Source organism: Streptomyces sp. NPDC051243, assembly GCF_044455405.1.
In the GTDB taxonomy this organism is placed as follows: domain Bacteria; phylum Actinomycetota; class Actinomycetes; order Streptomycetales; family Streptomycetaceae; genus Streptomyces.
Map to the genome: position 1 here is coordinate 1 of NZ_JBITES010000018.1, position 16,346 is coordinate 16,346.

Here is a 16,346-nt window from a genome sequence, read left to right on the forward strand (position 1 = left end):
CGGGGGGGGGGGCACCCCCCCGGGGTGGGCGGGGCGCGCGCCGCGGGGGGGGGGGGGGGCGCCGCCCCGCGGGGGGGGGGGGGGGGCGGGGTGGGGGGGGCCCCCCCCCCCCCCGGCGGCGTTCTGCGGGCCTGACGGGCTTCCCCGGGACGTCGGTGACGCCAGGACGCCGGAGGGCCCGCAGCGGCGATGCTGCGGGCCCTCCGGCGTATGCGAGGACCCAACGCCCTGCGACGCACGCGAAGCCCCTTACGCCCTTCGGCGTATGCGGCCCTTACGCTTCCTCTCGGCGCAGCGAGGGCTTGAGGTCCTTGAGCCGACCGAGGAGGCCGTTGACGAACGAGGGCGACTCGTCCGTGGAGAACTCCTTCGCCAGCTGCACCATCTCGTCGAGCACGACCGCGTCCGGGGTCTCGTCGACCCAGATCAGCTCGTACGCGCCGAGGCGCAGGATGTTGCGGTCCACGACCGGCATCCGGTCGAGCGTCCAGCCGACCGAGTACTGCGCGATCAGCTCGTCGATCCGCTTCGCGTGCGCCGCGTAGCCCTCGACCAGCTGCATCGTGTACTCGCTCACCGGCGGCTGCCGGGTGTCGGTCCGGGAGAGCCGGATCCAGTCCGCGAGGACCGTCAGGACGTCGGCGCCGCGCTGGTCACCCTCGAAGAGGATCTGGAAGGCGCGCTTGCGGGCCGTGTTGCGGGCAGCCAATTTAGCTGTTCACCCGGCCGAGGTAGTCGCTCGTGCGGGTGTCGACCTTGATCTTCTCACCGGTGGTGATGAAGAGCGGGACCTGGATCTGGTGACCGGTCTCCAGGGTGGCGGGCTTGGTGCCGCCGGTGGAGCGGTCGCCCTGGACGCCCGGCTCGGTCTCCTGGATGGTCAGCTCGACGGCGGCCGGCAGCTCGACGAAGAGCACCTCGCCCTCGTGCTGGGCGACGGTGGCCTCGAAGCCCTCGATGAGGAAGTTGGCGGCGTCGCCGACGACCTTGCGCTCGATCATGAGCTGGTCGTACGTCTCCATGTCCATGAAGACGAAGTAGTCGCCGTCCATGTACGAGAACTGCATGTCGCGCTTGTCGACAGTGGCCGTCTCGACCTTGACGCCGGCGTTGAAGGTCTTGTCGACCACCTTGCCGGACAGCACGTTCTTGAGCTTGGTGCGCACGAAGGCCGGGCCCTTGCCGGGCTTGACGTGCTGGAACTCGACGACGGACCAGAGCTGGCCGCCTTCGAGCTTGAGCACCATGCCGTTCTTGAGGTCGTTCGTGGAAGCCACGGTTGCGGAATCTCCTGGACTGACGTGGACGACCCCGGCGCACGCTCCTGTCTAAAGGGCGAGCAGCTCCTTGGTCGTGATGGTGAGTAGCTCGGGTCCGCCGTCCGCCTCGGGGCGAACGACGAGCGTGTCATCGATCCGGACGCCGCCCCGGCCCGGGAGGTGGACCCCCGGTTCGACGGTGACCGGCACGCAAGCGTCCAGTTTACCCATGGCCGCGGGAGCCAACTGCGGGTCCTCGTCGATTTCGAGTCCCACGCCGTGACCGGTGAGGGGCTGCAGCCCCTCGTGGTACCCGGCGGAATCCAGCACCTGGCGTGCGGCGCGGTCCACGTCACGGTAGGCCGCGCCGGGCGCCAGCGTCTCCCGTCCGGCGCGCTGGGCGGCGAAGACGACGTCGTACAACTCGATCTGCCAGTCGGCGGGGGACGTACCGATGACGAAGGTGCGGCCGATCTCGCACCGGTAGCCGCGGTAGGTGGCACCGAGGCAGACGGAGAGGAAGTCGCCCTCCTCGACCCTGCGGTCGGTGGGCCGGTGGGCGCGCCGACCGGCGTTCGGGCCGGTGGCGACGGAGGTGGGGAAGGCCGGGCCGTCGGCGCCGTGATCGACCAGGCGCCGTTCGAGTTCCAGGGCGAGGTGGCGTTCGGTGCGGCCGACGAGGATGGATTCGAGGAGTTCGCCGAGGGCCTGGTCGGCGATCTCGGCCCCGATCCTGAGGCAGGAGATCTCCTCCTCGTCCTTGACCACCCTGAGCTGCTCGGCGGCTCCGCCGAGGTCGGCGAGACGCAGTCGCGGGACGACCGAGCGGATGGCTCTGTGGCGGGCCACGGTGAGGTGGTGTTCCTCCACGGCCAGGGAGTCCGCGCCCTGCGCAGCCGCGAGGTCGGCCGCGGCGACGGCGGGGTCGCCTTCGGCGCCCGGGAGGGTGTGGATCCGCAGTGCCTCGTCGGGGCGCCCCTCGATGGAACGGTCGTCGGGCGGGCCGACGCACACCAGCAGGTCTTCGGTCTTGCCGAGGAGCAGTACGGAGCCCTGCGGGGCGGCGCCCGCGAAGTAGCGGACGTTGGCGGGGCGGGAGACCACCGCTGCCGCGTTGCCGGCCGCGTTGCACTGCTCCCGTAGCCGTGATCGGCGAGCGGCGAATACCTCTGACATGACTCGAGCGTAGGAGCTCCGCCGGGTTGGCGCTGGTTGGGGGCGTCTGAGTGGGGGTGCCTGGATTGCTCTCTTTGTGAGGGTCCCGTTCCGGGGACGGGGTGCCGCGCCGGGTGGTGTGCCGTCTGCGGGTGAGTGGGGGTTGAGCGCGCAGTTCCCCGCGCCCCTCAGATGGGTCCGCTCAGGTCGGCTACCAGGTCGGGGGGCTGGCGATCGAGCGTGTCAGTACGTCGTTCAGGACCTGGGCCGTTTGCGGGACGTCGAGCTGGGAGTTGTCGATGATCGGCAGGCCCGAGCCGTACCAGCCCGCCATGCGGCCGTGGATGCGGGCCACCTCCTCGTCGGTGAGGCGGCGGTTGCCGGTGCGTTCGGCGTTGCGCTCCAGGACGATTTCGAGGCCCGGGAGCAGGACGACGGGCAGGAGGCCGGGGCCGACGTGGCGCTTCCAGCCGCCCAGGCCGACCACCGGGCGGTCCGGGAAGACCGCGTCGTCGAGGATGCACGAGATGCCGTTGGCCAGGAAGTTCCGCGCGGCGAAGCCGCAGGTGCGGCGGGCGAGGCGGTACTGGGCCTCGGAGTTGTCGTTCCAACCGGACTGGGGGTCGGCGAAGCCCGAGCGGACCCATTCGCGAACGTCGTCGAGGCTGATGTGGGCCGTGGGAACCCGCCGGTGGTCCGCCCAGTACTTGGCGACGCTCGTCTTACCGGCCCCCGCGGGCCCGATGAGCAGCACCGCGAGGGTCGTGGTTGTCGGGTCCGGGGACGCCGTGGCGGGCGGAGTGCTCGGCATGGCGACCGGGCCGCCCGGTGGGAGCTGCACATGGCCCGTGGTCTCGGTGGCCGGCGGGCCCGGCTGGGCCGGGGCGTGGAGCGGCGCGGGAGGGACCTGTCCGGGGGGTGCGAAGCCCGGTGCGGAGGGCGGCGGAGGCACGGGCGCGGATCCGAGGTGCGGGGCAGGTCCCTGGTGAGGAGCAGGCCCTTGATGAGGTGCATGCCCCTGAGGCGGTGGGGGTCCCTGGTGTGCGCCCAGGTGGTGCGGACCAGGGTGTTGTGCGGCCGGTGACCAGCCGTGCCCCGACTGGTGGGGCGGCGGCAGCGGAGAACCCACTGCGTGCTGCATCCGGTGCCACTCCGTCTCGTCTTCCATGGCCATTGACGCTGGCAGCGGGCGCTGACCCCGCTCTCCCCCACTGCCCGGAGGGCGTGGGGTACCCCTACCGAACGGTACCGCCCCCGGCCGCCGTTTGGTGAACGGCCGGAGGCGGTCTGAAGTGCCCATCGCCACAAGCTAATCGGACGCAAGGGTGGTTCGCCGGACTTACTGGCCGACTTCGCCGTATGCGGCGAGGAGGACGGCCGGGTCAGGGCCCTCCAGGACGGTCGGCTTGGCCAGGCCGTCCAGCACGATGAAGCGCAGCAGATCGCCGCGGGACTTCTTGTCGACCTTCATCGTCTGGAGCAGCTTGGGCCACTGGTCGTAGCGGTAGTGCAGCGGCAGACCGACCGATTCGAGGATCGTGCGGTGGCGGTCGGCCGTCGCGTCGTCCAACCGCCCGGCGAGTCGGCCGAGTTCGGCGGCGAAGTGCATGCCGACGGCCACGGCGGCACCGTGCCGCCACTTGTAGCGCTCGTTCTTCTCGATGGCGTGGCCGAGGGTGTGGCCGTAGTTGAGGATCTCCCGCAGACCCGATTCCTTCAGGTCCGAGGAGACGACCTCGGCCTTGACCCGGATCGACCGCTCGATCAGTTCGGCGGTGTGCGGGCCGGCCGGGGTACGGGCGGCCTCGGGGTCGGCCTCGATCAGCTCCAGGATCGCGGGGTCGGCGATGAAACCGGCCTTGATGATCTCCGCGAGACCGGACACGTAGTCGTTGACCGGGAGGGACTCCAGCGCGGCCAGGTCGCACAGCACGCCGGCGGGTGGGTGGAAGGCGCCGACGAGGTTCTTGCCCTCGGCGGTGTTGATGCCGGTCTTGCCGCCGACCGCCGCGTCCACCATGGCCAGCACGGTGGTCGGGATCGCGATCCAGCGCACCCCGCGCAGCCAGGTCGCGGCCACGAACCCGGCCAGGTCGGTGGTCGCGCCGCCGCCGACACCGACGATGACGTCGCTGCGAGTGAAGCCGGACTGGCCGAGCGCCTTCCAGCAGTAGGCGGCGACCTCGGCGGTCTTGGCCTCCTCGGCGTTCGGCACCTGGATGGCGACGGCCTCGAAGCCCTGCCCGGCCAGATCGGCACGCAGCGCCTCACCGGTCTCGGCCAGCGCCTCGGGGTGGATGACGGCGACCCGCTTGGCCTTGCCGCCGACCAACCCGCCGAGCTCGCCCAGGAGTTGGCGGCCCACCAGGACCTCGTACGGGTCGCTGCCCGCGGTGCCGCCGACCTGGATCCGCGTCACTGCCTCAGTCATGCGTCCTTCAACTCCAGTGCGTCCAGGGCGGCTTGGGTCACTTCTTCGGGGGTACGGCCGTCGGTGGCCACCACCGCCGTGGCGACCTCCTCGTACAGGTGCCGGCGGGCCTCCATCAGCTCGCGCCACTGCTTGCGCGGGTTGACCGCGAGCAGCGGGCGGGCGGCGTTCAGGCCGGTGCGCCTGACCGCCTCCTCGACGTCCATCGACAGGTACACGACCCGCTGTCCGGCGAGCAACGCGCGCGTGTCGGCGTCGAGGATCGCACCGCCGCCGAGCGCCAGGATCCCGTCGTGGTCGGCGAGCGCCCGGTGCACGGCCTGCTTCTCGATGGCGCGGAAGGCGGGCTCGCCCTCGTCGACGAAGATCTCCGCGATGGTGCGGCCCTGCTCGGCCACGATGTCGTCGTCGGTGTCCCGGTAGCCGACCCCGAGCCGCTCGGCCAGGAGCTGCCCGACCGTGGACTTGCCCACACCCATCGGCCCGACCAGCACAACCGCAGGCGCTGCGCTCATCGGATGGCCAGGTTGTCGAGGTACGACCGCACGTTGCGGCGCGTCTCGGTGACGCTGTCGCCGCCGAACTTCTCCGCCACCGCGTCCGCGAGGACGAGCGCCACCATGGCCTCGGCGACGATCCCGGCCGCCGGGACGGCGGAGACGTCGGAGCGCTGGTGGTGCGCCTGCGCCGCCTCGCCGGTCGTCACGTCGACCGTCTGCAGGGCGCGCGGCACGGTCGCGATCGGCTTCATCGCCGCCCGGACCCGCAGCAGCTCACCCGTGGTCAGCCCGCCCTCCGTGCCGCCGGAGCGGCCGGAGACACGGCGGATGCCTTCGGGGGTGTTGACGATCTCGTCGTGCGCCTTCGAGCCCGGCACCCGGGCCAGCTCGAAGCCGTCACCGATCTCCACGCCCTTGATCGCCTGGATACCCATCAGAGCTCCGGCGAGACGGGCGTCCAGCTTGCGGTCCCAGTGCACGTGCGAGCCCAGGCCGACGGGGACGCCGTAGGCCAGGATCTCCACCACGCCACCGAGGGTGTCACCGTCCTTGTGGGCCTGGTCGACCTCCGCGACCATCGCCTTCGACGCGTCCGCGTCGAGGCAGCGCAGCGGGTCCGCGTCCAGCTTCTCCACGTCGGCCGGCGTCGGGTATACACCGGCCGGCGCCTTTACGGAGCACAGCTCGACGACATGGCTGACGATCTCGATGCCGGCCGTCTCCTTCAGGTACGACCGGGCCACCGCGCCCAGCGCCACCCGGGCCGCGGTCTCACGCGCCGACGCCCGCTCCAGGATCGGCCGGGCCTCGTCGAAGCCGTACTTCTGCATCCCGGCCAGGTCGGCGTGACCGGGACGCGGCCGGGTCAGCGGCGCGTTGCGCGCGAGTCCCGCCAGGATCTCCGGGTCGATGGGGTCGGCCGCCATGACCTGCTCCCACTTCGGCCACTCGGTGTTCCCCACCATGATCGCGACCGGAGAGCCGAGGGTGAGGCCGTGCCGGACGCCGCCGAGGAAGGTGACCTCGTCCTGCTCGAACTTCATGCGCGCACCGCGGCCATAACCGAGCCGGCGCCGGGCCAGGTGGTCCGCCACCATCTGCGTGGTGATCGGCACGCCGGCGGGAAGGCCCTCCAGCGTCGCGACGAGTGCGGGGCCATGGGACTCCCCCGCGGTCAGCCAGCGCAACCTGCTCAACGATGCTCCTCGGTGCTCGCGCCCTGGTACTGCCCTGCGTACGCGCGTCCTCGCGTACGGCGACGGCTCGACCGGGTGCGCGGCCCCGGCCCGCCACCTCCGATCCTCCCACGTCCGGGCGCGGCGCCCGGTCGCCGGTCCACCAGGCGGACGGCGGATGGACAGCGCGGGGCGCCGGAACGGACTAGGCGGGGCCGTTGCCCGACTTCTGTCGCGGGGCGTACGCGCCGAGGTGGTCGGCGCCGCTGCCCTGCGCGCCCGGCTGGGCGGCCTGCGCCGGCTGAGGTGCGTAGGCGCCGAGGAAATCGGCGCCGCTCGGCTGCCGCGCCTGCTGCTGGGGGGCGTACGGCCCCAAATGGTCGGCGCCTGTCCCCTGGACGGTCCGGGCCACCGGGTGAGCGGACCGACCTGCCCGCGCCGCGCTCCGCCGGGCGATCCTGCGCTTCAGTTTGACGCCCCATGACGCGAGGACGGCCAGCACGACCAGGACGAGCACAGTGATCTGTACCCAGTCGGGCATGAACTGCAGGACGACCTCGAATATCTCGCCCTTGCCGGACGCCAGCGGCACACCAGTGGACACAGCTCGTCAAACCCCCCTCTGCCTGCTCCGCCCCCTGCGGAAACCAGCGGATACTAGCGGGCCGCGAGAGCGCGCTCTCCCGCTTTTCGCATGGCCTCCAGGGGCGCCGGAGCACGGCCGGTCATCTGCTCCACCTGCAGCACCGCCTGGTGCACCAGCAGGTCGAGCCCGCTCACCACGGCCCCGCCGTACATGGACCAGCGGGCGGCGAGAGCGGTCGGCCAGGGGTCGTACAGCACATCGAAGAGGGTGGCGGGGCGCTCCGGTACGGCGGCGGCGAGGGCGTCCGTCGTACCGGCCGGGGTGGTCGCGATCACCAGCGGTGCGCGCAGCGCCCGCTCCGCGTCCGCCCAGTCGGCCGTCCGCACCTCCACCTCGAGCCGCTCGCCCCACTGCCGCATCTCGGCGGCGCGCGCCTCGCTGCGTACGTACGCCACGACCTCGCCGGTACAGATCCGGGCGAGCGCGGCCAGCGCGGAGGACGCTGTGGCGCCCGCGCCGAGGACGGCCGCCGAGTCGACCTGTTCGATGCCGCGCTCCCGCAGGGCGGCGACCATCCCGGGGATGTCGGTGTTGTCGCCGACACGGCGGCCGCCCTCGGTGAAGACGACCGTGTTGACCGCCTCGACGGAGGCCGCCGTCTCACTGATCTCGTCGAGCAGCGGGATGACGGCCCGCTTGAGCGGCATGGTCAGCGACAAACCCGCCCACTCGGGCCCGAGTTCCGTGAAGAACCCGGGCAGAGCAGCCTCGTCGATCTCGAACCGGTCGTACGACCAGTCCACGAGCCCCAGTTCCTCATAGGCGGTGCGGTGCAGCACCGGGGAGAGGGAGTGGGCGATGGGCGAACCGAGGACGGCGGCCCGGCGGGCGTCAGCTGCCCCTGCTCTCATTGAACTTGTCCTTGAGGATGAGGAATTCGTCGTGGGTCTTGGCGAATTCGGTCTTGCTCACACCGTCGACCGCCACGAAGTAGTACCAACCCTGGTCAGTCGGGTTGAGTGCCCCCTTCATCGCACCGTCCCCCGGGTTTCCGATCGGGCCGGGCGGCAGACCCTTGTGGTAGTACGTGTTGTACGGGTCCGGGTTGCTCTTGATCTCCGACTCACTGATGTCGATATTGCTCTGACCCTTCAGGTAATTGAAGGTCGAGTCGAACTGCAGGGCACCGTAGGTCTCGGGATTCGCGAGGTCGAGACGGTTGTAGACCACTTCCGCCATCTTGCGGTAGTCGTCGTCGGTCTTGCCCTCGGCCTGGGCGAGGCTGGCGACCGTCACGACCTGCAGCGGGCTGTCCAGCTTGAGCGCCTTGGCCTTGGCCTCCAGGTCGAGCGCCTCGTACTTGTTCGCGGCCTGGGTCACCATTTCCTTCAGGACCGCCTCTGGCTTCATGCCCTTGGCGGCGGCATAGGTGCCCGGGTAGAGGAAGCCCTCCAGCGGGTCCTTGATCTCGCTGTTGTCGTTCGCCCAGCTCGGAAGTCCAAGGCTCTTGTATTTCTCCTTGGCGACCTTCTTGGTGGTGCCGGACGACAATTCGAGCTTTTCGTCGATCGCCTTGTAGACGGCCACATTCCGGTCGCCCGGCCTGACCATGACGTTGTTCTGGCTCTTGGGATCGAGCATCATCTCGACGGCGCTCGCGGCGGACATCTGCTTCTTCAGCAGGTAGGCACCCGCCTGGATGCGCTTCCCCTCGGGATTGTCCGACTGTGCGGCGACGAACGCGTCGACGCTCTTGACGACACCGGCATCCTTCAGGCGTTGGCCGATTTCGTATCCACCCGCACCCCTGGGAATCTCGACGGTCACCGTCGCGCTGGTGCCGTCGCCCGCGTAGTCCGGCGCCGGGCCGAAACGATCCTGGTAGAACTGGTACCCGAAGTATCCGACGCCGGCCACGCCTCCGCCGAAGATCAGCACGACCACCAGACAGGCGAGCCCGCTACGGCGTTTCTTGGGCTTACCGCCCCGGCCCCGTCGATCGCCGCGCCCTCGACCGTCCCCCGACTCGTCGTCGGAGTCGTCGTCATCGTCGCCGCCCCCTGCGAAGAAGGCGTGTTCGCCCTGGTCAGGGCCGGGGTCCCAGTCGGTCTGGGGAGGCTCCGGTTCGGCTTGCCGCCGGCTCGGCGGCTGCGGCGGCGGGTATGCGTCGGGCGTGCCGTAGTAGTCGGCATGCTCACCGCCGTATGCCGCGGCCTGCTGCCCATAGGGGTCCGCCGGGTCTTGGTACTGGGCCTGCGGGGACGTGCCGGTGGCCCATCCGTTGTTGTCGTACGGCTGCTGCCCCTGACCCGGGTACTGCTGCTGGTCGTACTGCTGCTGGTACTGCTGCGCCTGACCCTGCTGCTGGTACTGCTGCTGCGCCTGACCGTATGCGGCCTGCTGGCCGCTGCCCCAGTCGCCGTAGTGCTGTGGCTGCTGCGGCTGCTCCGGATAGTGCTGCGGCTGGCCGCCGTAGGAAGCCTGCTGGCCCGCATGGGCCTGCTGCTGCCCTTCCCATCCGCCGTCCCCGAACAACGGGTCCTCCGGATGCCACGGTTCGGAGCCTGGGCCCCGGCCATACTCAGTCATCGATCCCCTAGAGCCGCGAGGCGGCGGTCACGCGGCTGCTGAAGATCCGGCTTCCGTCCCGCCTCTCTTTGTGTGCCGGCTGTTCGAACACCGGTACATCGCGCGGAACGTTACCGTATCGCGATCAGATAACCACTTCGACGCTCTCTCCGGGAGCTTTACCTGACACCCGTTCGGATTCGAGCGCCTGCTGCAAGATGATCACAGCGGCTGCCTGGTCGATCACCGACCGGCCCTTCTTCGACTTCACGCCCGAGGCGCGCAGTCCCTGACTGGCCGTCACGGTCGTCATCCGCTCATCCACGAGCCTGACCGGTACGGGCGCGATCATGCGGGCCAGTTCCTGGGCGAAGCCGCGGACCTTGACGGCGGCCGGGCCCTCGCCCCCCTTGAGGGAGCGAGGGAGACCGACGACGACCTCGATCGGCTCGTACTCCTCGACGAGTTGCTTGAGGCGGCGGTGAGCTGCCGGGATGTCCCTGCCCGGGACCGTCTCCACCGGGGTGGCGAGGATCCCGTCGGGGTCGCACGAGGCGACGCCGATCCGGGCGTCGCCGACGTCGATCGCCAGGCGGCGGCCGCGGCGCATGCCCCGGCCGTCGCCACTCGCGGGTGTGTCTTCGCTCACTTGGCCGTTTCCGTCACGAGCCGCTCGACCGCGTCGACGGCGTCACCGATGGCGGCCGGGTTCTGACCGCCGCCCTGGGCGACGTCCGGCTTGCCGCCACCGCCGCCGCCGAGCGTCTTGGCGGCCGTACGGACCAGGTCACCGGCCTTGAGGCCGCGCTCACGGGCGGCGTCGTTGGTGGCGATGACCGTCAGCGGCTTGCCGTTGTTGACGGTGAACAGGGCGACCACGGCGGCGCGTCCGCCCTGGATGCGGCCGCGCACGTCGAGGACCAGCTTGCGCAGGTCGTCCGGCGTGGTGCCGTCGGGGACCTGGCCGGTGACGACGGCGATGCCGCGGACGTCCTTGGCGGACTCGGCGAGACCGGCGGCGGCCTGGAGCACCTTCTCGGCGCGGAACTTCTCGATCTCCTTCTCGGCGTCCTTCAGCTTGCCGAGCATGGCGGAGACCTTCTCCGGGAGCTCCTCCGGGCGACCCTTGATCAGCTCCTGGAGCTGGGCGACGACCGTGTGCTCACGGGCGAGGAAGTTGTAGGCGTCGACGCCGACCAGGGCCTCGATGCGGCGCACCCCGGAGCCGATGGACGACTCGCCGAGCAGCTTCACCAGGCCGAGCTGGGCGGTGTTGTGGACGTGCGTGCCGCCGCACAGCTCCTTGGAGAAGTCGCCGATGGTCACGACGCGCACCCGCTCGCCGTACTTCTCGCCGAACTCCGCGATGGCGCCCTGCTTCTTGGCCTCGTCGATGCCCATGATCTCGGCGTGCACGTCGAGGTCGCGGGCGAGCACCTCGTTGATCTTCTGCTCGACGTCGGTCATCACGGCCGTGGGCACGGCGGACGGCGAGCCGAAGTCGAAGCGGAAGCGGCCGGGCTGGTTCTCGGAACCGGCCTGGGCGGCCGTCGGGCCGAGCGCGTCGCGCAGCGCCTGGTGGGTGAGGTGAGTGGCCGAGTGGGCGCGGGCGATGGCCTTGCGGCGGCGGTTGTCGATGGAGGCGTGGGCCTTGGCACCGACCGTCACCTCGCCGACCTGGACGACGCCCTTGTGGACGTAGACGCCAGGGACGGGCTTCTGGCAGTCGCGGATCTCGATGACGGCACCGGAGTCGACCTTGATCTTGCCGGTGTCGCCGATCTGACCGCCGCCCTCGGCGTAGAACGGGGTGCGGTCGAGGACGATCTCGACCTCGTCGCCCTCGGTGGCGGCCGGGGAGGAGGCGCCGTCGACGAGGATGCCGACGACGGTGGACTCGCCCTCGGTGTCGCTGTAGCCGATGAAGTCGGTCTCGCCGACCTTGTCGGCGATCTCCCGGTAGGCGCCGGCGCCGGCGTGGCCGGTCTTCTTGGCCTGGGCGTCGGCCTTGGCGCGCTCCCGCTGCTCCTTCATCAGGCGGCGGAAGCCGTCCTCGTCCACGGAAAGGCCCTGCTCGGCGGCCATCTCCAGGGTGAGGTCGATCGGGAAGCCCCAGGTGTCGTGGAGCAGGAACGCCTTGTCGCCGGGCAGCACGGTCGAACCGGCGGCCTTGGTGTCGGTGACGGCGGTGTCGAGGATGTTGGTGCCGGCCTTCAGCGTCTTGAGGAAGGCGTTCTCCTCGGCGAGGGCGACCTTCTCGATGCGCTCGCGGTCGGTGATGAGCTCGGGGTACTGCTGGCCCATCATGCCGATGACGACGTCGATGAGGTCCTTGACGACCGGGCCGGTGGCGCCGAGCAGGCGCATGTTGCGGATGGCGCGGCGCATGATGCGGCGCAGGACGTAGCCGCGGCCCTCGTTGCCGGGGGTGACGCCGTCGCCGATGAGCATGGTGGCCGTGCGCATGTGGTCGGTGACCACGCGCAGGGAGACGTCGGAGGCGTGGGCGTCGCCGTAGGCGACACCGGTCAGCTCGGTGGCCTTCTTGATGACGGCCATGGAGGTGTCGATCTCGTACATGTTCTGCACGCCCTGCAGAATCATGGCGAGTCGCTCGAGGCCCAGGCCCGTGTCGATGTTCTTGCTGGGCAGTTCGCCGAGGATCTCGAAGTTGTCCTTGCCGGTGCCCTGGCCACGCTCGTACTGCATGAAGACGAGGTTCCAGATCTCCACGTACCGCTCGTCGTTGACGGCGGGGCCGCCCTCGACGCCGAACTCGGGGCCGCGGTCGTAGTTGATCTCGGAACAGGGGCCGCAGGGGCCGGGAACGCCCATGGACCAGTAGTTGTCCTTCATGCCGAGGCGCTGGATGCGCTCCTTCGGCACGCCCACGACCTCGTGCCAGATGCGCTCGGCCTCGTCGTCGTCCTTGTAGACGGTGATCCAGAGCTTCTCGGGCTCCAGGCCGTAACCACCCTTGTCCTGGGGCGTGGTGAGCAGCTCCCAGGCGTACTTGATGGCGCCTTCCTTGAAGTAGTCGCCGAAGGAGAAGTTGCCGCACATCTGGAAGAACGTGCCGTGCCGGGTGGTCTTGCCGACCTCTTCGATGTCCGGAGTACGCACGCACTTCTGGACGCTGGTGGCCCGGTCGAAGGGCGGCTTGACCTCACCCAGGAAGTAGGGCTTGAAGGGCACCATGCCGGCCGGGACGAGGAGCAGAGTCGGGTCGTCCGCGATGAGCGACGCCGAAGGGACGACGGTGTGCCCGCGCTCCTCGAAGAAGCTCAGCCAGCGGCGGCGAATCTCAGCCGACTCCATCAGTGGTCCTCATTCCGGTTGTACGAGTACGTCGGGTTGTCGACGTACGTCGGGTTGCTGCGGTTGTTCTCGATGGCGGAGTACCGCCGGGCCGGGGGGAGTTCGGGACTCTCCTGGATGCCGAGCGCGTCCTCCAGCTCGGCCTCCCGCTGGGCCATGTTGTCGCGGACGTCGAGAGCGAAGTCCACCGCGCGCTCCTTCAGCCGCTGCCCCGTCTCCAGGGCCTTGTTCGCCGCGGTGGCGGCAAGGCTCTCCGGGGTGAGCTGCTTGAGCTTGCGGTTGACCTTGGTGGTGGCCCACACACCGGCGGCGACACCCGTGGTGAACCAGAACGTACGGCGGAACATCGCTCGGTCTCAGTCCTTACTTCCGCTTGCGTCGTGCGGCAGGGACCGTCCGGCCCACGATCACGGTACGCCGGGTCGACTTGGCGGGCGCGTCCTCCTGCTTGCGGCCGCCGAGGGCCCGGCGCACGCCGTAGCCGAAGGCGGCGACCTTGACCAGGGGGCCGCCGAAGGTGGAGGCGACGGTGGTCGACAGGGCGGAGGCGTTCGAGGTGACCTCCTGGACGTCGGAGGCGATCGCATCGACCCGGTCGATCTGGGTCTGCGCGGAGCGCACCGCCGTGGAGGCCTCTGCGAGGAGGGGGACGGCCTGGTCGGTCACGTCCGCGACGAGTTTGGTGGTCGCCTTGAGCGTCTGGGCCAGCCTCGCCAGCGCGACGGCGAGGAAGGAGACCAGGATCGCCCAGAAGACGGCCACCAGGATCCCGGCAACCTCTCCACCGGACACTGCGCACCCGCTCCCTGAAGTGTGAACACGTATCTTCGAGGGCGAGCCTATCGCGCCGGGGGCGGCGTTCCGTACCGGATTGGGGGCGGTGCGCGATACCGGCGCAGGGGCTGTGTCCGATGAGCGTGCCCGTATGCGAAAGCCCGCCGCCCCGCCCGCCCCGAAGGGCAGGAGGAACGGCGGGCTCAGGCGCAGAAGTCCTACGGCCGCTGACGGATCAACGGGCGTAGTACTCGACGACGAGCTGCTCGTCGCAGATCACCGGGATCTCCTTGCGGTTCGGCTCACGGTCCAGGCGGAACGCCAGGGCCTTGAGGTTCACCTGGAGGTAGCGCGGGGTCTCACCCTCGGGGGCGAAGCCGCCCTCGCGGGCGATGGAGAAGAGGGTCTTCTCGCGGCTGCGCTCGCGGACCATCACGACGTCGTCGGGACGGACGCGGAACGAGGGCTTGTCGACCTTCTGGCCGTTGACCTCGATGTGGCCGTGCACGACCATCTGACGGGCCTGGTAGATGGTGCGGGCGATGCCCGAACGCAGGACCAGGGCGTCGAGACGGCGCTCGAGCTCGATGATCAGGGCCTCACCGGTCTTGCCCTGAACCTTGGAGGCACGCTCGTAGGCGCGGACGAGCTGACGCTCGGACACGTCGTACTGCGCACGCAGACGCTGCTTCTCCAGCAGACGGACCTTGTAGTCCGAGTTCTGCTTGCGGCCACGGCCGTGCTCACCCGGCGGGTAGGGACGGGCCTCGAAGTACTTGACGGCCTTCGGGGTCAGCGCGATGCCGAGGGCACGCGACTTCTTGACCTTGGGGCGGGACTGGTTCGCCACTTCTTTTCCTTTTCCTAATCGGCTGCCTCAGGGTTACGGGAGGTCGCAATCCGCAGCCGGGGAATCCCGACAGGTCCACGAGGGACTTGCCAGGCAGCCGCTCCCCTGGTCTGGGCACATACATGCAGCACACGAACGGCCCACCGACCGCTCCCGGGACTTACGGGTGGTGGTGGGCTGCCCGCGACACCTACGACGGTGCGCGACGCTCCTGGATCAAAAGATCCGGCTGGATGTCCCGCCTGAGGCGCCGACCGGGGCCGGACACGGGACGCAGCACTGTGGAGCAGTCTACAGGGGTTCAGGACCGCTTCCGACCCAGGTGCTTTCTCGTCCACTCCACGGCGTCCGCGTACCGCGCCTCGGCGCCGTGCCGGGTCGGGGTGTAGTACTCGCGGTCCTTGAGGGCGTCCGGCGCGTACTGCTGCTCGGCGATGCCCTCGGCCAGGTCGTGCGGATACACATACCCCTGCGCGTGGCCCAGCTTGGCGGCGCCCTTGTAGTGCCCGTCGCGCAGGTGGGGCGGGACAGGGCCCGCCAGTCCCTTGCGTACGTCGTCCAGGGCGGCGCCGATCGCGGTCGTCGCCGAGTTGGACTTGGGGGCGAGGGCGAGGGCGATGGTCGCGTGGCCGAGGGTCAGGGCGGCCTCGGGGAAACCGATCATGGCGACGGCCTGGGCTGCGGCGACGGCTATGGGCAGGGCGTTCGGGTCCGCGAGGCCGATGTCCTCGCTGGCGGAGATCATCAGGCGGCGGGCGATGAAGCGGGGGTCCTCGCCGGCCTCGATCATCCTGGCCAGGTAGTGCAGGGCGGCGTCGACGTCGGAGCCGCGGATGGATTTGATGAGGGCGCTGGCCACGTCGTAGTGCTGGTCGCCGTCGCGGTCGTACTTCACGGCGGCCCGGTCGACCGTCTCCTCCAGCGTGCCGAGGGCGATCTCCGTCTCGTCTTTGTCGAGGGCGGCCCCGGCGGCGGCCTCCAGGGCGGTCAGGGCCCGGCGGGCGTCGCCGCCGGCGATGCGCAGGAGGTGGGCCTCGGTGTCCTCGGGGAGGGTGACGGCTCCCTTGAGGCCGCGCTCGTCGCTGAGCGCCCGCTTCAGGAGCCCGCGGATGTCGTCGTCCGTGAGAGGTTCGAGGGTCAGCAGCAGGGAGCGGGACAGCAGCGGGGAGATGACCGAGAAGTACGGGTTCTCCGTCGTCGCCGCGATCAGGGTCACCCAGCGGTTCTCGACGGCCGGGAGGAGGGAGTCCTGCTGGGCCTTGCTGAAGCGGTGGATCTCGTCGAGGAAGAGGACGGTCTCCTTGCCGTAGCCGCCGGTGGCGCGGCGGGCGCCGTCGATGACCGCGCGGACCTCCTTCACCCCGGCGGTGATGGCGGACAGCTCGACGAAACGCTTGTTGGTGGCCTTGGAGACGACGTACGCCAGGGTGGTCTTGCCGGTGCCGGGCGGGCCCCAGAGGATCACCGACGACGGTCCCGCCGGGCCCTTGGCGCCTTCGCCGACCAGCCGGCGCAGGGGCGAGCCGGGTTTGAGCAGGTGCTGCTGGCCCACGACCTCGTCCAGGGTGCGCGGGCGCATGCGCACCGCCAGGGGACTGCCGGCGGGGTCCTTCTCCTGGCGTTCTTCTGCGGCGGCGGTGAACAGGTCGGGCTCCACGCTGGAAACCCTAAATCACCGCACTGACAATCCGGCCGGGCCCCGGGAGGCAGGGCCTCGGCCGGGCCGGAGG

At 70.3% G+C, this 16,346-nt stretch carries 16 protein-coding genes; all 16 read right to left on the bottom strand.

What is annotated here, in order from left to right; genetic code table 11:
* Nucleotides 1-274 precede the first annotated feature (274 nt).
* The 16 genes from nusB to ACIBAG_RS36615 all read right to left on the bottom strand — a co-directional run bounded on the left by nusB (nucleotide 275) and on the right by ACIBAG_RS36615 (nucleotide 16,273).
* Nucleotides 275-709, bottom strand: a complete 435-nt coding sequence (gene nusB / locus ACIBAG_RS36540) for a transcription antitermination factor NusB (RefSeq protein WP_399111276.1) — start codon at nucleotides 707-709, stop codon at nucleotides 275-277.
* Nucleotide 710: 1 nt separating this feature from the next.
* On the bottom strand, nucleotides 711-1,277 hold the full coding sequence (gene efp / locus ACIBAG_RS36545; RefSeq protein ID WP_399111277.1) for an elongation factor P: 567 nt from the start codon (nucleotides 1,275-1,277) through the stop codon (nucleotides 711-713).
* 51 nt (nucleotides 1,278-1,328) lie between these two features.
* A complete protein-coding gene (locus ACIBAG_RS36550) occupies nucleotides 1,329-2,435 on the bottom strand; it encodes a M24 family metallopeptidase (RefSeq protein WP_399111279.1) in 1,107 nt (368 codons plus the stop codon).
* A 190-nt stretch (nucleotides 2,436-2,625) separates the two neighbouring features.
* Nucleotides 2,626-3,555: a Pro-rich N-terminal domain-containing protein gene (locus ACIBAG_RS36555; protein ID WP_399111605.1), complete on the bottom strand. Its 930-nt coding sequence runs from the start codon at nucleotides 3,553-3,555 to the stop codon at nucleotides 2,626-2,628.
* A 198-nt stretch (nucleotides 3,556-3,753) separates the two neighbouring features.
* Nucleotides 3,754-4,845 carry a 3-dehydroquinate synthase gene (gene aroB, locus ACIBAG_RS36560; RefSeq protein ID WP_399111281.1) on the bottom strand — a complete coding sequence of 364 codons (1,092 nt, stop codon included), beginning with the start codon at nucleotides 4,843-4,845 and terminating at the stop codon, nucleotides 3,754-3,756.
* Entirely contained in the window at nucleotides 4,842-5,360 is a 519-nt protein-coding gene (locus tag ACIBAG_RS36565) for a shikimate kinase (protein ID WP_399111282.1), read from the bottom strand. The genes aroB and ACIBAG_RS36565 overlap by 4 nt, the downstream gene beginning before the upstream one ends.
* On the bottom strand, nucleotides 5,357-6,541 hold the full coding sequence (gene aroC, locus ACIBAG_RS36570; RefSeq protein ID WP_399111283.1) for a chorismate synthase: 1,185 nt from the start codon (nucleotides 6,539-6,541) through the stop codon (nucleotides 5,357-5,359). Before aroC ends, ACIBAG_RS36565 begins: the two co-directional genes overlap by 4 nt.
* Before the next feature lie 184 nt (nucleotides 6,542-6,725).
* A complete protein-coding gene (locus ACIBAG_RS36575) occupies nucleotides 6,726-7,124 on the bottom strand; it encodes a hypothetical protein (protein ID WP_399111284.1) in 399 nt (132 codons plus the stop codon).
* 53 nt (nucleotides 7,125-7,177) lie between these two features.
* Nucleotides 7,178-8,017, bottom strand: a complete 840-nt coding sequence (locus tag ACIBAG_RS36580; RefSeq protein ID WP_399111286.1) for a shikimate dehydrogenase — start codon at nucleotides 8,015-8,017, stop codon at nucleotides 7,178-7,180.
* Nucleotides 7,998-9,695 (bottom strand): endolytic transglycosylase MltG, encoded by a 1,698-nt coding sequence (gene mltG / locus ACIBAG_RS36585; RefSeq protein WP_399111287.1) that lies wholly within the window; start codon nucleotides 9,693-9,695, stop codon nucleotides 7,998-8,000. The genes ACIBAG_RS36580 and mltG overlap by 20 nt, the downstream gene beginning before the upstream one ends.
* 124 nt (nucleotides 9,696-9,819) lie before the next feature.
* Complete coding sequence (gene ruvX, locus ACIBAG_RS36590; protein ID WP_126399301.1) at nucleotides 9,820-10,284, bottom strand: Holliday junction resolvase RuvX; 465 nt, start codon at nucleotides 10,282-10,284, stop codon at nucleotides 9,820-9,822.
* 35 nt (nucleotides 10,285-10,319) lie between these two features.
* Nucleotides 10,320-12,992: an alanine--tRNA ligase gene (alaS, locus tag ACIBAG_RS36595; RefSeq protein WP_399111288.1), complete on the bottom strand. Its 2,673-nt coding sequence runs from the start codon at nucleotides 12,990-12,992 to the stop codon at nucleotides 10,320-10,322.
* On the bottom strand, nucleotides 12,992-13,339 hold the full coding sequence (locus ACIBAG_RS36600; RefSeq protein WP_399111290.1) for a hypothetical protein: 348 nt from the start codon (nucleotides 13,337-13,339) through the stop codon (nucleotides 12,992-12,994). The genes alaS and ACIBAG_RS36600 overlap by 1 nt, the downstream gene beginning before the upstream one ends.
* Before the next feature lie 16 nt (nucleotides 13,340-13,355).
* Nucleotides 13,356-13,784 (bottom strand): DUF948 domain-containing protein, encoded by a 429-nt coding sequence (locus ACIBAG_RS36605; protein WP_399111291.1) that lies wholly within the window; start codon nucleotides 13,782-13,784, stop codon nucleotides 13,356-13,358.
* A 217-nt stretch (nucleotides 13,785-14,001) separates the two neighbouring features.
* Nucleotides 14,002-14,616 carry a 30S ribosomal protein S4 gene (rpsD, locus tag ACIBAG_RS36610; RefSeq protein ID WP_015661793.1) on the bottom strand — a complete coding sequence of 205 codons (615 nt, stop codon included), beginning with the start codon at nucleotides 14,614-14,616 and terminating at the stop codon, nucleotides 14,002-14,004.
* A gap of 301 nt (nucleotides 14,617-14,917) precedes the next feature.
* Nucleotides 14,918-16,273 (bottom strand): replication-associated recombination protein A, encoded by a 1,356-nt coding sequence (locus tag ACIBAG_RS36615; RefSeq protein ID WP_399111292.1) that lies wholly within the window; start codon nucleotides 16,271-16,273, stop codon nucleotides 14,918-14,920.
* Between the last annotated feature and the right edge of the window lie 73 nt (nucleotides 16,274-16,346).

Bases quoted from the DNA above. Each gene is read 5' to 3' on its own strand.
- ACIBAG_RS36550 (WP_399111279.1), bottom strand. From the start codon at position 2,435: ATGTCAGAGGTATTCGCCGCTCGCCGATCACGGCTACGGGAGCAGTGC.
- ACIBAG_RS36555 (WP_399111605.1), bottom strand. From the start codon at position 3,555: ATGCAGCACGCAGTGGGTTCTCCGCTGCCGCCGCCCCACCAGTCGGGG.
- aroB (WP_399111281.1), bottom strand. From the start codon at position 4,845: ATGACTGAGGCAGTGACGCGGATCCAGGTCGGCGGCACCGCGGGCAGC.
- ACIBAG_RS36565 (WP_399111282.1), bottom strand. From the start codon at position 5,360: ATGAGCGCAGCGCCTGCGGTTGTGCTGGTCGGGCCGATGGGTGTGGGC.
- ACIBAG_RS36580 (WP_399111286.1), bottom strand. From the start codon at position 8,017: ATGAGAGCAGGGGCAGCTGACGCCCGCCGGGCCGCCGTCCTCGGTTCG.
- mltG (WP_399111287.1), bottom strand. From the start codon at position 9,695: ATGACTGAGTATGGCCGGGGCCCAGGCTCCGAACCGTGGCATCCGGAG.
- ruvX (WP_126399301.1), bottom strand. From the start codon at position 10,284: ATGCGCCGCGGCCGCCGCCTGGCGATCGACGTCGGCGACGCCCGGATC.
- alaS (WP_399111288.1), bottom strand. From the start codon at position 12,992: ATGGAGTCGGCTGAGATTCGCCGCCGCTGGCTGAGCTTCTTCGAGGAG.
- ACIBAG_RS36600 (WP_399111290.1), bottom strand. From the start codon at position 13,339: ATGTTCCGCCGTACGTTCTGGTTCACCACGGGTGTCGCCGCCGGTGTG.